Below are 13,944 nucleotides of genomic sequence, written 5' to 3' on the forward strand. Positions count from 1 at the left end.
GCGGCGGCGATGGACGGCGTCAGAAGCCGGGGGATGCGTCGTTGCAGTCCCGGTCGTCCTCATCCTGGGCAACGGCCTGGACGACGATCTGGGCCGCGTCGTCGGCGGTCTTGGCACCGCGCAGCCGGCGCAGCGACTGCGGATCGCGCAATGCCCCGCAGATTTCCGCCATGGCCGCCAGCAGCCCCTTGCGGTTCGATGCCGGCCAGAGCGCCAGGAAGACGAGATCGACCGGCTCGTCGTCGCGCGCGTCGAAATCGACCGCGCGCTGGAGACGGGCGAACAGGACGACCGGGGCCGCCAGATCGGCAAGCTCCGTGTGGGGAAGCGCCACGCCCCTGCCGAGCGCGGTGGAGCCGATCTTCTCCCGCGCCTGCAATGCCTCCAGGATCTCGGGCGCCGGCCGCCCGCTGCGGTCGGCCGCCTCCGCCGCCAATTGGTCGAGCAGCGCCGCCTTGTTGCCGGGCGCAGCATCGAGGATTACGCTGGACGCGGAAAAATGGTCAGTGATGGTCATCCGGTTCTCCATTCAGGCCCATCAGGGACAAAGTGTGGGTGCGGGCGCCGGGGACCAGCCGGAGCCCATTCCCATACCAACGCCACCGATCAGCACGTCACAGGGCAGTACGTCGATCACCTCGGACGCCGTGCTGCCCAGCAGGGCGCGGGAGACGCCGCTGCGTCTGCGTCGGGCGGAGCCCATTGCGACCAGATCGTACCGCCCCTGCCGGGCCAGTCCGACGATCCGCTGTCCGGGAGAGCCGGTCAACAGGATCGTCTCCACCTCCACCCCACCCGGCGGCCCACCCGGCGGCCCTTCTCCCTGGGGGCCGAGCACGCTCCGGAAATCGTGCTCGACCTGAGCCTTGTCCAGTGCCGACGCTTCCGGCAGATCGGCGACATGCAGCAGGTGGATGCAGCCCTCCGCCATCAGCATGCGCGCCGATTCCACCGAAGAGTGCGACCGTTCGGAAAAATCGACCGGCACCAGCGCCCGCAGATAGGGCTGGAGTGGCTTGTCGCGCACGATCAGCATCGGCGTTCCGTCGGCAATCGCGATGCGCTCGACGGTGGAGGACAGGAACAGGTCCGCCACCCGGTCGCGCTGGTGCAGGCCAACCACCAGAAGGTCGGGACGCCACAAACCGGCATAGCCGGCGACCCGGTGTTCCACCGCATCTCCGCGCACCGCGACCGCCTGCGCCCTGATGCCCGCCCCACCACTTGCCGACAGGATGTGGCGTTGCAGTTCGCCTTCCACATGGTGGAGCGGCAGACAGCCATAGCGGCCGCCCTTGCCGTCGACGACATGCAGCGCCGTCAGCTCCGCATCGAACCGGTGGGCGAGCTGAACGGCGCGCTCCAGCGCGCGGTCCGATTTCGGTTCCAGGTCGGTAGCCAGCAGAATGCGCTTGAGGCTTGCCATCGTGACGGTTCCGGTTGCTTGGGGTCTCCGGTCCTGTTGTTCCGGTGCGGTCGGTTGCCTGCCGGAAATCGCTCCGCAGGAAACAGCTCAATGATCGGAAGTCGGCGGCAGTCTGTCCATGCCGGGAAATACGGACCCGAAGGGGCCGCGCCAGATACAGCAGGGTGTCCGTAGTAATACGGGCCCGGCGATTTCCTCTGATGCAGTCGGAGCGGGTTGGCGTTACCATCGCCCCATGTCGCAGATTGTCCGCCGCAAATGGATGTTCGTTCCGGCCTATCTGGCCATCCACCTGTTCCTGGATTGGATCAGCTTCATCCATGCGGTCTCGTCCATCAACATCACGCCGTGGAACCCGCCGGCCGGGCTGATGATGGGGGTGTCGGTGCTGCTCGGCGTCCGCGCCGTGCCCCTGGTCTGGCTGGCCCTGACCGCCGCCGACCTCGTCGTCCGCGATCTGCCCGTAACGCTTCTGCCCATGACGCTGTGGGCCCCGTTCCTGGCGAACGGCGTCGTCGCCTTGGGCTATGGGGTTGCGGGATGGCTGCTGCGCCGCGCAATCGATCCGGGCCTGTCCCGGCTGCGCGACATCGTCCTGCTGCTGGGCGGCAGCGCCGCGGCGGTGCTGGGCATCGGTCTGTGCTTCATCGCCATCCACACCGCGGCCGGGCTGTTCGAGTGGACAAACTTTCCCGAGGTGCTGCTGCGCTATTGGACGGGCGAAGTCATCGGCATCGCCGTTCTGACGCCGCTGGTGCTGATCGGCCGGCGGATGCCGGCCCTGCGCTGGTCCTGGAGCGGTGCGGCGGAGACGCTGGCGCAAGGGGGGCTGATCGGCTTCACCCTGTGGCTCGATTTCGGCCCGCTCGCCTCCTCGCAGTATGAGCATTTCTACCTGCTGTTCCTACCCTCCATCGCCATCGCCGTGCGGCATGGGCTGGTCGGCGCGGTGGTGGCCTCGGTCGCCACCCAGGCCGGGCTGATCGCCGCCATCCAGGCGACCGGCGTCGACACCGACCGCATGGCGCACTTCCAGCTGCTGATGCTGACGCTGGCCGTCACCATCCTGCTGCTGGGCGCCGTGGTCAGCGAGCGACGCCGGGCGGAGGATAGGTTGCGGGTACGGCAGTCCGACCTCGCCCACGCCTCGCGCCTGATCGAGGCGGGCGAGATGACGGCGGCGCTGGCCCATGAGCTGAACCAGCCGCTGGCGGCCACGATGGGCTATGCCCGCGCCGCCCGCAAGGTCGCGAGGCTTGAAGGGGCCTCCCCCCGCCTGACCGAGATCCTCGACAAGACCGTCACCCAGGCGGAGCGGGCGGACCGGGTCATCCGCAGCCTGCGCGATTTCGTGCGCAAGGGAGCCAGCGACCGCGCCCCGCTGTCGGTCGCCACGCTGATCGCCGATTGCCTGACGCTGGCCGGCCCGCTGGCCAGCCGCCATGCGGTGGAGATCGTCGCCGAAATCGACCCTGCCCTCCCTGCTCCCCTGCCGACTGTTGACGGCGACGCGGTCCAATTGCAGCAGGCGATTCTCAACCTCGTCCGCAATGCCGCGGAAGCGATGGGCGAAGTCGCGGATGGCGGTCCGTCCGCCCAGGCCCCCCGGCGCCGCATCGTGATCTTCGCCTGCCCCGCCGCGCAGCCCGGCTTCGTCGCCATCGGCGTGCGCGACACCGGACCCGGCCTTGCCGAGGTGGTGGAGCGCAACCTGTTCGCCCCCTTCGTCACCACCAAGCCGACCGGCATGGGGCTTGGGCTGTCCATCGTCCGCACCATCGTCGAGAGCCATGGCGGCACCCTGACCGCAAGAAGCAGAACAGATGGCGGTCCCATCGGCGGTACCGTGTTCCAGTTCACCATTCCCGCCCATGCCGCGGGCAAAAACGGAGAGCCCGCATGACGACCGAGACGCCCGCCGCGGGCTCTGGAGCCACCCCGGTGGCTTTCGTGGTGGACGACGACGAGGCCGTGCGCGATGCCCTGGCGCTTCACCTCGATCTGGCCGGGTTGGCCGTACGCTGCTGCGCGTCGGCCGCCGAGTTCCTGGAGACGGCGTCTCCCGACCAGCCGGGTTGCGCCATTCTCGACATCCGCATGCCGGGCATGGACGGGCTGGATTTGCAGCAGGAGATGATCCGGCGCGGCCTGACCCTGCCGGTGATCGTCATCACCGGCCATGGCGACGTCACCGCCGCGGTGCGGGCCTTCCGAGCCGGGGCGGTGGATTTCCTGCAAAAGCCGTTCGACGAGGATCTGCTGATCGAGCGGGTGCAGGAGGCGTTCGCGCGTGACCTCGCCGCGCGTAGCGCCGATGCGGAGGTCGGGGAAATCCGCCGCCGCCTCGCCCTGCTCAGCCCGCGCGAACTGGAGGTGATGGAGATGGTCGCCCAGGGCCTGCCCAACAAGATCATCGCCACCCGCCTCGCCATCGGCATCCGCACGGTCGAAACCCACCGCGCCCGCGTGCTGGAAAAGATGGAGGCCCGCAATGCCCCGGAACTGGCGCTGATGCGGATGAAGCTGGGTGAGCGGTTGGAGTGACGCTTCGCGTTTCAAAGAGCGAACAGCACCGCCCCTGCCATGCGATCGAGAAGAGCGGCCAGCCGCCACTCGAAACCGATGGAATTCCAGAAGCGCGCCGGCCGCTCCACCACCAGAAGGTCGCCGTCGGCGTCGAGACTGGCGGCGCACTGCGCATCCGCGGTCGGCCGCACCGTCGAAAGCCGAACCGGACACCGGCAGTCCAGTTGCCGCAGCCACTCGTCCGTCCGTCCCGAACCACTGCGCTCGTCGAGAATCAGGTGAACCGACGCGATGGCCGGGAAGAGCCGTCGGGCGATGCGGAAGGATTTCAGTTCGCGTGGCGGCCCGTCCGCCAGGATGGCAATGCTTCGCCCCAGGTGTGACGGCGTCTCGCGCGGGGCGACCAGAACCGCGCCGAACCGCTGCGCATCGGCACTCCAGCAGGATGGCTTGCCGGGCTGCGGCCTGCCGGCCAATAGCAGGTCGAACCTCCCGACCGGCGGGTCATGGCTCAGGTGGAGCGCTCCCTCACCGGGGAGAAGGGCCGCAAGGCGACGGGCCTGGAGCGCGGCGGTCCGTATCAGCGCATCGTTGCCGTGGTCCTGCGTGACGACATGCAAATCCATATAACCGCGTGCGCACAGTCCCGCACCCGGCCCGCGGTCCGGAGGGCCGGCGGTGACGGTCACGCCCTGGTTCATCGACAGCAGCCAGCCGCAGGCCAGCACCGGCTCCACGTCGCCATCCAATGCGGCAAATATCCGGATGCCGTTGCCCATGGGGATCGACCTCGGCTGACGACGGCGAGATTGGCGGTGAGGCTGGCAGCAAGGAAGCGGAGAGCGTCAGCACTCCGGCAGATTGACTGCAAGCCCGCCCAGGCTGGTTTCCTTGAACTTGGTGCTCATTTCCTCACCGGTCTGCCGCATCGCCTGGATGCAGTTGTCGAGCGGCATGAAGTGCTGGCCGTCGCCGCGCAGCGCCAGGGACGCCGCTGCCACCGCCTTGGTGGCGCCGATGGCGTTGCGCTCGATGCAGGGCACCTGGACCAGACCGGCAACCGGGTCGCAGGTCATGCCGAGGTGGTGCTCCAGCGCGATTTCCGCGGCATTCTCCACCTGCTCCGGCGTCCCGCCCAGCACGGCGCACAACCCCGCCGCGGCCATGGCGGCGGCCGACCCGACCTCGCCCTGACAGCCGGCCTCCGCTCCGGAGATCGAGGCATTGTGCTTGATCAGCCCGCCGATGGCCGCAGCGGTCAGCAGGAAGTCGGCGACCTTCGCCGGTTCAGCCCCGGCGCAATGATCGAGGTAATAGCGGATCACCGCCGGCACGACGCCGGCCGCCCCGTTGGTCGGCGCGGTCACCACCCTGCCGCCGGCCGCATTTTCCTCGTTGACCGCCATCGCATAGATGGCGAGCCAGTCGGACGCGACGTGCGGCAGGCTCGAATTGGCTCCGCGCTCGCGCAGAAGCTGCTGATGGATGGCCTTGGCCCGCCGCTTGACCTTGAGGCTGCCGGGCAGTTGGCCGTCCAGGCTGAGGCCACGCTCGATGCAGCCGTTCATCGCCGCCCAGACCGCGCCGAGCTTCTCGTCCACCTCGGCGGGGGAGCGGACGACGATCTCGTTGGCGCGCTTCATCTCGGCGATGGACGCGCCGCTCTCCCGCGCCATCCGCAGCATCGCCGCGGCGTTGTGGAAGGGATAGGGCCAGCCGGCGGACTCGCTCGCGAACACCGTCGGCGGAGCTTCCCGTTCCGCCGCGGTTACGACGAAGCCGCCACCGATGGAGTAGAAGATCTCCGACTGCGTCACCTTGCCGGCCGGGTCCAACGCCTGGAAAACCAGCCCGTTGGCATGGCCGGGCAGCGGCGGTCCGAAGTCGAAGACCAGATCGGTTTCCGGATCGAAGTCCAGCGCCGACAGGCCGACCGGGTGCAGCTTTCGCGTCCGCCAAAGCTCGGCGATCCGCTCTTCGGCTTCATCGACATTCAGGTTGTCCGGCCGGTAGTCGAGAAGCCCGAGCAGCACCGCCCGGTCCGTCGCATGCCCCTTGCCGGTGAAGGCGAGCGAGCCGTGCAGCCGGACCTTGATCGCCGCGGGCGCGGCATCCGCCGAGGCCCGCAGCATGTCGAGGAACCGCACCGCCGCGGTCATCGGCCCCATCGTGTGCGACGACGACGGGCCGATGCCGATCTTGAACACATCGAAAACGCTGAGAAACATCGGGCGCCTCGTCAGGTGCGGATGCCCTTCTCCCCGGAGGGAAGGCTATTGCATATAGCGATAAACGCCCTCTCCCGGGGCGGGAGAGGGAGCCCGGTCACCCGTAGATCGGGAAGCGCTCGCACAATTCCCGGACTTCGCCATGCATGCGCTTCTCGACCTCGGCATTGCCCTCCGGTCCGGCGGCGGCAAGGGCGTCGATGACGGTCAGGATCAGTTCGCCGATGCGGGCGAACTCCGCCTCGCCGAAGCCGCGGGTGGTGCCCGCTGCGGTGCCGAGACGGACGCCGGAGGTCACCGCCGGCTTTTCCGGGTCGAATGGGATGGCGTTCTTGTTGCAGGTCAGGCCGGCCCGCTCCAGCGCGCGTTCGGCGTCGCGGCCCTTCACCCCCTTCGGCCGCAGATCGACCAGCACCATGTGGCAGTCGGTGCCGCCGGACACGATGTCCAGCCCGCCCTTCACCAGCGTGTCGGACAGCACCCTGGCGTTGGTCACCACCTGCGCGGCATAAGCCTTGAACTCAGGGGTCAGCGCCTCGCCGAAGGCAACCGCCTTGGCGGCGATGACATGCATCAGCGGGCCGCCCTGGTTGCCCGGGAACACCGCGGAGTTGAACTTCTTGGCCAGCGCCTCGTCGTTGGTCAGGATCATGCCGCCGCGCGGGCCGCGCAGGGTCTTGTGCGTGGTGGTGGTCACCACATGGGCATGCGGCAGCGGGTCCGGATATTGGCCGGTGGCGACCAGACCGGCGTAATGGGCCATATCCACCATCAGATAAGCGCCGACCTCGTCGGCGATGCGGCGGAACTCGGCGAAGTCGATCACCCGCGGATAGGCCGAGGCACCGGCGACGATCAGCTTCGGTTTCGTCTCCAGCGCCTTGGCGCGCAGGGCATCGTAGTCGATCAGCTGGTCGCTCTCGCGCACCTCGTAGCTGACGATGTCGAACCACTTGCCCGACATCGTCACCGGCGAGCCGTGGGTCAGGTGGCCGCCATGGGCCAGCGACATGCCCATCACCCGGTCGCCCGGCTGGAGCAGGGCCAGGAACACCGCCTGATTGGCCTGGGCGCCCGAATGCGGCTGGACATTGACGAAGCCGGCGCCGAACAGCTGCTTGGCGCGGTCGATGGCGATGGTCTCGACCTCGTCCACGAACTCGCACCCACCGTAATAGCGGCGGCCCGGATAGCCCTCGGCGTACTTGTTGGTGAGGATGGAGCCCTGGGCGGCCAGCACGTCCGCCGAGACGATGTTTTCCGAGGCGATCAGCTCGATCTCGTACTTCTGGCGGTTCAGCTCGCGCCCGATTGCCGCCGCAATCGCGGAATCGGTGAGATCGGATTTTGGCAGGGACTGATGACGGGTCATGTGCGGTTCTCTCGATCAGAGGCCGAGCGCGATTTCGCGGCTGACGGCGTGCAGGATTCCCCAGACATGGTCGGCGAAGGAGCGCCAGACCTCGATCCGGAAGCGGTTCTTGTCCTCGCGGATCAGGACGATCTGCGCCTTGTCGAAGAGGGTGCGGCAGCCGGTGCCGACCGCCATCGCCCCGACATCGAAGGCGATGGCCGAGCGCAGGGCGAGTGCCGCGGCCTCGCCCTCCACCAGGATGGCGACCTCGCGATGGCCGATATCGACCAGGCTGTGCGTCTCCCCAAGGGCGGCGAAGGCATCGGCGATGCCGTCGCTCTCGGCGACCGGCGCCGTCAGCACCCATTCGTCGGGGCCGAGTTGCAGCGCCATCCGGCCGTCGGCCTCCACGATCCCGCCGATGCGGGTGGGGAGCGGTGTGCCGAAGGCAGCCCCGGCCGCCTGGACGGCGGCGGGATCGATGCGCAGGCTGAAGCGGGCGACGTCGTCGGCCGCGCGGATGGTCAGCTTGCTTGCGGTGTCGCCGGTGATCGTCTTGCCCAGCAACGGGTGATTGGCCAGAAGCATGGGTAAGCCTCCTATGCGCTGAGACGCTTGTTCTCGGGATCGACGAACACCATGCCGGTGATGGTCGCGGCATGGACCTTGTCCGGCATCGGCACATGCACGGTCTTGCCCTGCAGGGACCGGCCGCCCTGGATCACCGCAAAGGCGACGGACCGCCCCAGTTCGGCGCTCCAGTAGGACGAGGTCACATGGCCGACCATATCCATCGGCACCGGCTGGTTTGGGTCGAGGACGATCTGCGCCCCCTCCTCCAGCACGGTCTTCGGATCGCTGGTCAGCAGGCCGACCAGCTGCTTGCGGTCCGCCGCCAGCATGTCCGGGCGGGACAGGGAGCGTTTGCCGACGAAGTCCGGCTTGGTCTTGCCGACAGCCCAGGACAGACCGGCATCGTCCGGCGTCAGCGTGCCGTCCGTGTCCTGGCCGACGATGATGTAGCCCTTCTCGGCGCGCAGGACGTGCATCGTCTCGGTGCCATAGGGGGTGATGCCGAAGCGCTGCCCGGCCTCGAACAGCTTTTCCCACACCGCGCGACCGTAGCGGGCCGGCACGTTGATCTCGAAGCCGAGTTCGCCGGTGAAGGACACGCGGAACAGCCGGGTTGGCACGCCGCAGATCTTTCCGGTCGCCACCGCCATGTGCGGGAAGGCGCCTTCCGACAGGTCGATGCCCTCGACGAACGGCTCGATCAGCTTGCGGGCGTTCGGACCTTGCAGCGCGATCACCGACCATTGTTCGGTGGTCGAGGTCAGCCAGACCTTCAGGTCAGGCCATTCGGTCTGGAGGTAATCCTCCATCATGCCCAGCACGCGGGCGGCGCCGCCGGTGGTGGTGGTAACGTGGAAGCGGTCATGGGCCAGACGCCCGATCACGCCGTCGTCGCGGATAAAGCCGTCCTCGCCCAGCAGCAGGCCGTAGCGGCAGCGGCCGGGCGCCAGCTTGGTCCAGGCGTTGGTGTACATGCGGTTCATGAACTCGGCGGCGTCGGGACCGACGATCTCGATCTTGCCGAGGGTGGAGGCGTCGAACATGCCGAGCGACGAGCGCACCGCCTTGCATTCCCGCGCCACCGCGGCGTGCATGTCCTCGCCGACCTGCGGGAAGTACCAGGCGCGGCGCCACAGCGACACCGGCTCGTACACCGCGCCGTTCTCCTCGGCCCAGCCGTCGATCGGCGTCTTGCGCGTCACCTCGAACAGCGCGCCCTTGTTGTAGCCGGCGAAGGTGCCGAAGCTGGTCGGGGTGTAGGGCGGGCGGAAGGTGGTCAGGCCCACCGCCGGGATCGGCCGCTTCAGCGCATCGGACGCGACGGCCAGACCGTTGATGTTGGACAGCTTGCCCTGGTCCGTCGCCATGCCGTTGGTGGTGTAGCGCTTGATGTGCTCGATGGATTTGAAGCCCTCGCGCACCGCCAGCCGGATGTCCTTGGCCATCACGTCGTTCTGGAAATCGACGAACGCCTTGGCGTGGCCCGGATCGAGGTCGGTCGGCAGCTCGCGGCCGGTCACCCCGGTGAAGGACAGCTCGCCCTCCACATGGTAGGTCGCCGGCTCGGCCCCAAACCCGGCATCCGCCGCGGCGGCGGCACCGGCGGCGGCGCCGTCCTCGAAGGCGGCCTTCAGACCGAAACGGCCCTTGCCGGCGCCGGCCAAACGGCACTCCTCCTTGCCGCGGCCGGGCAGGAACATCTGGCCGTCCTCGTTCCAGGTCAGCGAACCCTGGGTGTGCGAGAACAGATGGATGCTGGGGGTCCAGCCGCCCGACATCAACAGGGCGTCGCAGGCGATGGTCTCGGCACCGCCGACCTTGCCTCCGGCGCCGACCGGATTGACCCGCACCGAGGAGATGCGCAGCCGGCCCTTGGTCCCGGTGACGGTCCAGCCGATCAGCGTCCTGATGCGGAGCGCGTCGGCCGCCGCGACAAGCTGGGTCGGCACGGTCCCGCGGACATCGACAATGGCCGCGACCTCCACCCCCGCCTTGGCAAGGTCGAAGGCGGCATGCCAGGCGCTGTCATGGGTGGTGACCACGACCACCCGGTTGCCGACCCTGACGCCATAGCGGTTCAGGTAGGTGCGCGCGGCACCGGCCAGCATCACGCCCGGCCGGTCGTTGCCGGCGAACACCAGCGGTTTCTCGATGGCGCCCTGGGCCAGCACCACCTGCTTGGCCCGCACCTTCCACATCCGCTCGCGCGGGGCGCCGTCCGGCACGATGCGCAGATGGTCGGTCAGCCGCTGGCACAGGCCGACGAAATTCTGGTGGTAGTAGCCGATAGCCGTGGTGCGCGGCAGCACGGTGACGTTCGGCATCGCCGACAGCGCGGCGTTGGTATCCTCCAGCCAGTCCCAGGCCAGCTGCCCGTTGATCTCGGCAGCGGGTTCCGACAGCAGCGAGCCGCCGATTTCCGACTGCTCGTCGCACAGGATGACCGACGCGCCGCTGCGACCCGCTTCCAGCGCGGCGGCGAGACCGGCGGCACCGCCGCCGACGACCAGCACGTCGCAATGGGCGAAGCGGCTGGCATAGGTGTCGGGATCGGGGGCGGTCGGCGCCTTTCCCAGGCCGGCGGCGTTGCGGATGACCGGCTCGTAGACCTTGCCCCAGAAGCTCTTCGGCCACATGAAGGTCTTGTAGTAGAAGCCGGCCGAGAACAGCATGTAGAGCGCGTCGTTCACCCCGCCGATGTCGCGGGTCAGCGACGGCCAGCGGTTCTGGCTCTCGGTCTTCAGCCCTTCGAAGACCTCCAGCACCGTCGCCCGCGTGTTCGGCTCGAACCGCCCATTGCCGCGGTTGCTGCCGACCAGCGCGTTCGGCTCCTCCGATCCGGCGGTCAGAATGCCGCGCGGACGGTGGTACTTGAAGGACCGCCCGACGAGATGGACGCCGTTCGCGAGAAGCGCGGACGCCAGCGTGTCGCCCTCATAGCCGTTGTAATCCACACCGTCGAAGGTGAAGCGGAGCTGGCGGCTGCGGTTGACCCTGCCCTTGCCGGCAATGCGGAAATTGCTCATGGACGTGCATCCTTGACGCTGGCGGCGGAGGCGGCAGCGGAGTCGGCGGCGGCGCTGGAAGCGAGCGCGATCTCCTCGTCGCTCGGACGCGGAGCCCCGGCCTTGTAGGTCATGGAAAATTTGTCGGTCACGGTGTCGCGCACCGCGTTGAAGAAGCGGCCGCAGCCATGCATGTGACGCCAGCGCTCGAAATGCCGGCCGCGCGGGTTGGTGCGGATGAACAGGAAGTCGCGCCATTCGTCGTCGGACAGGGCGGACGGGTCCGCCGGGCGGGCGATGTGCGCCTCGCCGGCATAGGTGAACTCCACCTCCGGGCGCTCTGCTTCGCAATAGGGGCAGCGGATGAGCAGCATGATCGTCTCCTCAATGCGCGACGGCGGCGGCGGCGGCCTCGTCGATCAGCCGCCCGGTCTTGAAGCGTTCCAGCGTGAAGGGCGCGTTGATCGGGTGCGGCTCGTCGCGGGCGATGGTGTGGGCGAAGACGTTGGCCGACCCCGGCGTCGCCTTGAAGCCGCCGGTTCCCCAGCCGCAATTGACGTAGAGCCCCGGCACCGGCGTCTTGGCGATGATCGGCGAGCGGTCGGGCGTGACGTCGACTATGCCGCCCCATTTGCGCAGCATGCGCATGCGGTTGAAGATCGGGAACACCTCGCAGATGGCGGCGACGGTGTGTTCTATCAGCGGCAGACCGCCGCGCTGGCTGTAGGAGGTGTACTGGTCGGTGCCCGACCCGATCACCAGCTCGCCCTTGTCGGACTGGCTGATGTAGGCGTGCACCGTGTTGGACATCACCACGCAGGGGAAGGCCGGCTTGATCGGTTCCGACACCAGCGCCTGCAACGGATAGCTTTCCAGCGGCAGCCGGACGCCGGCGGTGTCCATCACCACCGAGGTGTTGCCGGCGGCCGACACCGCGACCTTCTTGGCTTTGATGAAGCCGCGCGCGGTCTCGACGCCGGTGACGCGGCCGGAGGCGTCGCGGCGGATCGCGGTCGCCGGGCAGTTCTGGATGATGTCGACCCCGCGCGCCGACGCGGCCCGCGCATAGCCCCAGGCCACCGCATCGTGGCGGGCAGTGCCGCCGCGCCGCTGCAACGCCGCCCCCATCACCGGATAGCGGGCGTTGGCAGCGATGTTCAGCGGCGGGCAGTATTCCTTGGCCTGCTCCGGCGTCAGCCATTCGTTGTCGATGCCGTTCAGGCGGTTAGAGTGGATGTGGCGCTTGAAGCTCTGGATGTCATGGACCGTATGCGCCAGCATCATCACGCCGCGCTGCGAGAACATGACGTTGTAGTTCAGCTCCTGGCTCAGCCCTTCCCACAGCTTCACCGCATGCTCGTAGAGCCGGGCGCTCTCGTCGTACAGATAGTTGGAGCGGATGATGGTGGTATTGCGGCCGGTGTTGCCGCCGCCGAGCCACCCCTTCTCCACCACCGCCACGTTGGTGATGCCGTGTTCCTTGGCGAGATAATAGGCCGCACCCAGACCATGCCCGCCCGCGCCGACGATCACGACGTCATATTCGGATTTCGGTTCCGCATCGGGCCATTGAGGCTGCCAGTTCTTGTTGCCGGTCAGCGCGTTGGTCAACAGCGAGGAGAATGAGAAGCGGGTCATGGCAGCACCGCGAAGTTCAATGTGCTGACAGTATCGGGAAGCGACCCTTCGTTGGACAGAATGGATGCGTCAGTTTAATGTCACCTGTGCGACGATGCGTCCGCCGGAGGTCACATGACAGTCATTGCCAGGGCAAACGCCATCAGGCCGGGCCGGTTCCCGGACCGTGCCGCGGCGCCGCGCCTGTCCGTCGGCTTCATCCTCGCCCACCGCTTCACGCTGTGCGCCTTCGCCAATTTCGTCGATGTGCTGCGTCTGGCTGCCGACGAGGGCGACCGCAGCCGGCCTATCCTCTGCGAGTGGTCGGTGCTGTCCGACCAGATGCGGCCGGTGGCATCCAGCTGCGGCATGCTGATGCAGCCGACCGAGCGGCTGGGCGATCCGGCAAAGTTCGACTACATCGTCGTCATCGGCGGGCTGATCGACGAGATCTCCAACCTCAGCCCCGACTACCTCCGCTATCTGCGGCAGGCGGCGGCGGCGAAGATCCCGCTGGTCGGCGTCTGCACCGGCGCCTTCATTTTGCAGCGGGCCGGGCTGATGGACGGATACCGCTGCTGCATCAGCTGGTTCCACCACGCCGACTTCCTGGAGCAGTTCGACGGCATCACGCCGGTGTCCGACCAGATCTTCATCGTCGACCGCGACCGGCTGACCTGCTCGGGCGGTACGAGTTCGGCCCATCTCGCGGCCTATCTCGTGGAAAAGCATGTCGGGCGGGCCCAGGCGCGCAAAAGCCTGCACATCATGATCATTGACGACGCCCTGCGTGGGGAGAAGCCGCAGCCGGGCATCCCGCTCGACTTCTCCACCAACGACGAGGTGGTGCGGAAGGCGCTTCTGCTGATGCAGCAGAACATCGACGTGCCGCTGTCGGTGGCGGAGATGGCGCGCCGACTGGGAGCCGCCCGGCGCCAGATGGAGCGGCATTTCCAGAACGCGCTGGGCATGACGCCAACCGAGGCCTACCGGATCATGCGGCTGGAGCATGCCGAATTCCTGCTGCGCAACACCGAGCAGTCGGTGACGGAGATCGCCGCCGCCGTCGGCTTCTGCGATTCCTCGCACTTCGTCCGCGCCTTCAAGGAGCGGCGTGGCATGACGCCGTCCGTCTTCCGCAAGGGCTGAGACTCAGCCAGGGCCTTTTTGCCACGGCCATTCCATTCAACGCCGGTGACGCACCTGTACAATCGG

General features: G+C 68.0%; 12 protein-coding genes. 3 read left to right on the forward strand and 9 right to left on the reverse strand.

Annotated elements, in window-relative coordinates:
• Nucleotides 1-19: 19 nt before the first annotated feature.
• Together ABNQ38_RS10555 and ABNQ38_RS10560 are read right to left on the reverse strand one after the other, a co-directional pair.
• Entirely contained in the window at nucleotides 20-517 is a 498-nt protein-coding gene (locus ABNQ38_RS10555; protein ID WP_377806784.1) for a PTS sugar transporter subunit IIA, read from the reverse strand.
• A 21-nt stretch (nucleotides 518-538) separates the two neighbouring features.
• Complete coding sequence (locus ABNQ38_RS10560) at nucleotides 539-1,426, reverse strand: universal stress protein (protein ID WP_377806785.1); 888 nt, start codon at nucleotides 1,424-1,426, stop codon at nucleotides 539-541.
• Between the two features lie 235 nt (nucleotides 1,427-1,661).
• Between ABNQ38_RS10560 and ABNQ38_RS10565 the strand changes: the two genes are divergently transcribed.
• Together ABNQ38_RS10565 and ABNQ38_RS10570 are read left to right on the forward strand one after the other, a co-directional pair.
• Nucleotides 1,662-3,329 (forward strand): ATP-binding protein, encoded by a 1,668-nt coding sequence (locus ABNQ38_RS10565; protein WP_377806786.1) that lies wholly within the window; start codon nucleotides 1,662-1,664, stop codon nucleotides 3,327-3,329.
• Nucleotides 3,326-3,970, forward strand: coding sequence for a response regulator transcription factor (locus ABNQ38_RS10570; RefSeq protein ID WP_377806787.1), 645 nt, complete (start codon nucleotides 3,326-3,328; stop codon nucleotides 3,968-3,970). Before ABNQ38_RS10565 ends, ABNQ38_RS10570 begins: the two co-directional genes overlap by 4 nt.
• A gap of 11 nt (nucleotides 3,971-3,981) precedes the next feature.
• Here the strand turns inward: ABNQ38_RS10570 and ABNQ38_RS10575 are convergent, their stop codons facing one another.
• The 7 genes from ABNQ38_RS10575 to ABNQ38_RS10605 all read right to left on the reverse strand — a co-directional run bounded on the left by ABNQ38_RS10575 (nucleotide 3,982) and on the right by ABNQ38_RS10605 (nucleotide 12,750).
• On the reverse strand, nucleotides 3,982-4,731 hold the full coding sequence (locus ABNQ38_RS10575; protein WP_377806788.1) for a hypothetical protein: 750 nt from the start codon (nucleotides 4,729-4,731) through the stop codon (nucleotides 3,982-3,984).
• 66 nt (nucleotides 4,732-4,797) lie between these two features.
• Complete coding sequence (locus ABNQ38_RS10580; protein WP_377806789.1) at nucleotides 4,798-6,180, reverse strand: L-serine ammonia-lyase; 1,383 nt, start codon at nucleotides 6,178-6,180, stop codon at nucleotides 4,798-4,800.
• Nucleotides 6,181-6,277: 97 nt separating this feature from the next.
• Nucleotides 6,278-7,552, reverse strand: coding sequence for a serine hydroxymethyltransferase (glyA, locus tag ABNQ38_RS10585; protein WP_377806790.1), 1,275 nt, complete (start codon nucleotides 7,550-7,552; stop codon nucleotides 6,278-6,280).
• 15 nt (nucleotides 7,553-7,567) lie between these two features.
• Nucleotides 7,568-8,122 carry a sarcosine oxidase subunit gamma gene (locus tag ABNQ38_RS10590; RefSeq protein WP_377806791.1) on the reverse strand — a complete coding sequence of 185 codons (555 nt, stop codon included), beginning with the start codon at nucleotides 8,120-8,122 and terminating at the stop codon, nucleotides 7,568-7,570.
• A gap of 11 nt (nucleotides 8,123-8,133) precedes the next feature.
• A complete protein-coding gene (locus ABNQ38_RS10595) occupies nucleotides 8,134-11,133 on the reverse strand; it encodes a sarcosine oxidase subunit alpha (RefSeq protein WP_377806792.1) in 3,000 nt (999 codons plus the stop codon).
• Nucleotides 11,130-11,486, reverse strand: coding sequence for a sarcosine oxidase subunit delta (locus tag ABNQ38_RS10600; RefSeq protein WP_377806793.1), 357 nt, complete (start codon nucleotides 11,484-11,486; stop codon nucleotides 11,130-11,132). The genes ABNQ38_RS10595 and ABNQ38_RS10600 overlap by 4 nt, the downstream gene beginning before the upstream one ends.
• Nucleotides 11,487-11,496: 10 nt before the next feature.
• A complete protein-coding gene (locus tag ABNQ38_RS10605) occupies nucleotides 11,497-12,750 on the reverse strand; it encodes a sarcosine oxidase subunit beta family protein (protein ID WP_377806794.1) in 1,254 nt (417 codons plus the stop codon).
• A 114-nt stretch (nucleotides 12,751-12,864) separates the two neighbouring features.
• Between ABNQ38_RS10605 and ABNQ38_RS10610 the strand changes: the two genes are divergently transcribed.
• The gene (locus ABNQ38_RS10610) at nucleotides 12,865-13,878 is read left to right on the forward strand and encodes a GlxA family transcriptional regulator (protein ID WP_377806795.1); all 1,014 of its coding nucleotides are present in this window, start codon (nucleotides 12,865-12,867) and stop codon (nucleotides 13,876-13,878) included.
• The last annotated feature ends 66 nt before the right edge of the window (nucleotides 13,879-13,944 follow it).

The organism is Azospirillum sp. A29 (assembly GCF_042604625.1).
Taxonomy (GTDB): Bacteria; Pseudomonadota; Alphaproteobacteria; order Azospirillales; family Azospirillaceae; genus Azospirillum; species Azospirillum palustre.

Coding starts and splice junctions, on each gene's coding strand:
- ABNQ38_RS10555 (WP_377806784.1), bottom strand. CDS start 517: ATGACCATCACTGACCATTTTTCCGCGTCCAGCGTAATCCTCGATGCT.
- ABNQ38_RS10560 (WP_377806785.1), bottom strand. CDS start 1,426: ATGGCAAGCCTCAAGCGCATTCTGCTGGCTACCGACCTGGAACCGAAA.
- ABNQ38_RS10565 (WP_377806786.1), top strand. CDS start 1,662: ATGTCGCAGATTGTCCGCCGCAAATGGATGTTCGTTCCGGCCTATCTG.
- ABNQ38_RS10570 (WP_377806787.1), top strand. CDS start 3,326: ATGACGACCGAGACGCCCGCCGCGGGCTCTGGAGCCACCCCGGTGGCT.
- ABNQ38_RS10575 (WP_377806788.1), bottom strand. CDS start 4,731: ATGGGCAACGGCATCCGGATATTTGCCGCATTGGATGGCGACGTGGAG.
- ABNQ38_RS10580 (WP_377806789.1), bottom strand. CDS start 6,180: ATGTTTCTCAGCGTTTTCGATGTGTTCAAGATCGGCATCGGCCCGTCG.
- glyA (WP_377806790.1), bottom strand. CDS start 7,552: ATGACCCGTCATCAGTCCCTGCCAAAATCCGATCTCACCGATTCCGCG.
- ABNQ38_RS10590 (WP_377806791.1), bottom strand. CDS start 8,122: ATGCTTCTGGCCAATCACCCGTTGCTGGGCAAGACGATCACCGGCGAC.
- ABNQ38_RS10595 (WP_377806792.1), bottom strand. CDS start 11,133: ATGAGCAATTTCCGCATTGCCGGCAAGGGCAGGGTCAACCGCAGCCGC.
- ABNQ38_RS10600 (WP_377806793.1), bottom strand. CDS start 11,486: ATGCTGCTCATCCGCTGCCCCTATTGCGAAGCAGAGCGCCCGGAGGTG.
- ABNQ38_RS10605 (WP_377806794.1), bottom strand. CDS start 12,750: ATGACCCGCTTCTCATTCTCCTCGCTGTTGACCAACGCGCTGACCGGC.
- ABNQ38_RS10610 (WP_377806795.1), top strand. CDS start 12,865: ATGACAGTCATTGCCAGGGCAAACGCCATCAGGCCGGGCCGGTTCCCG.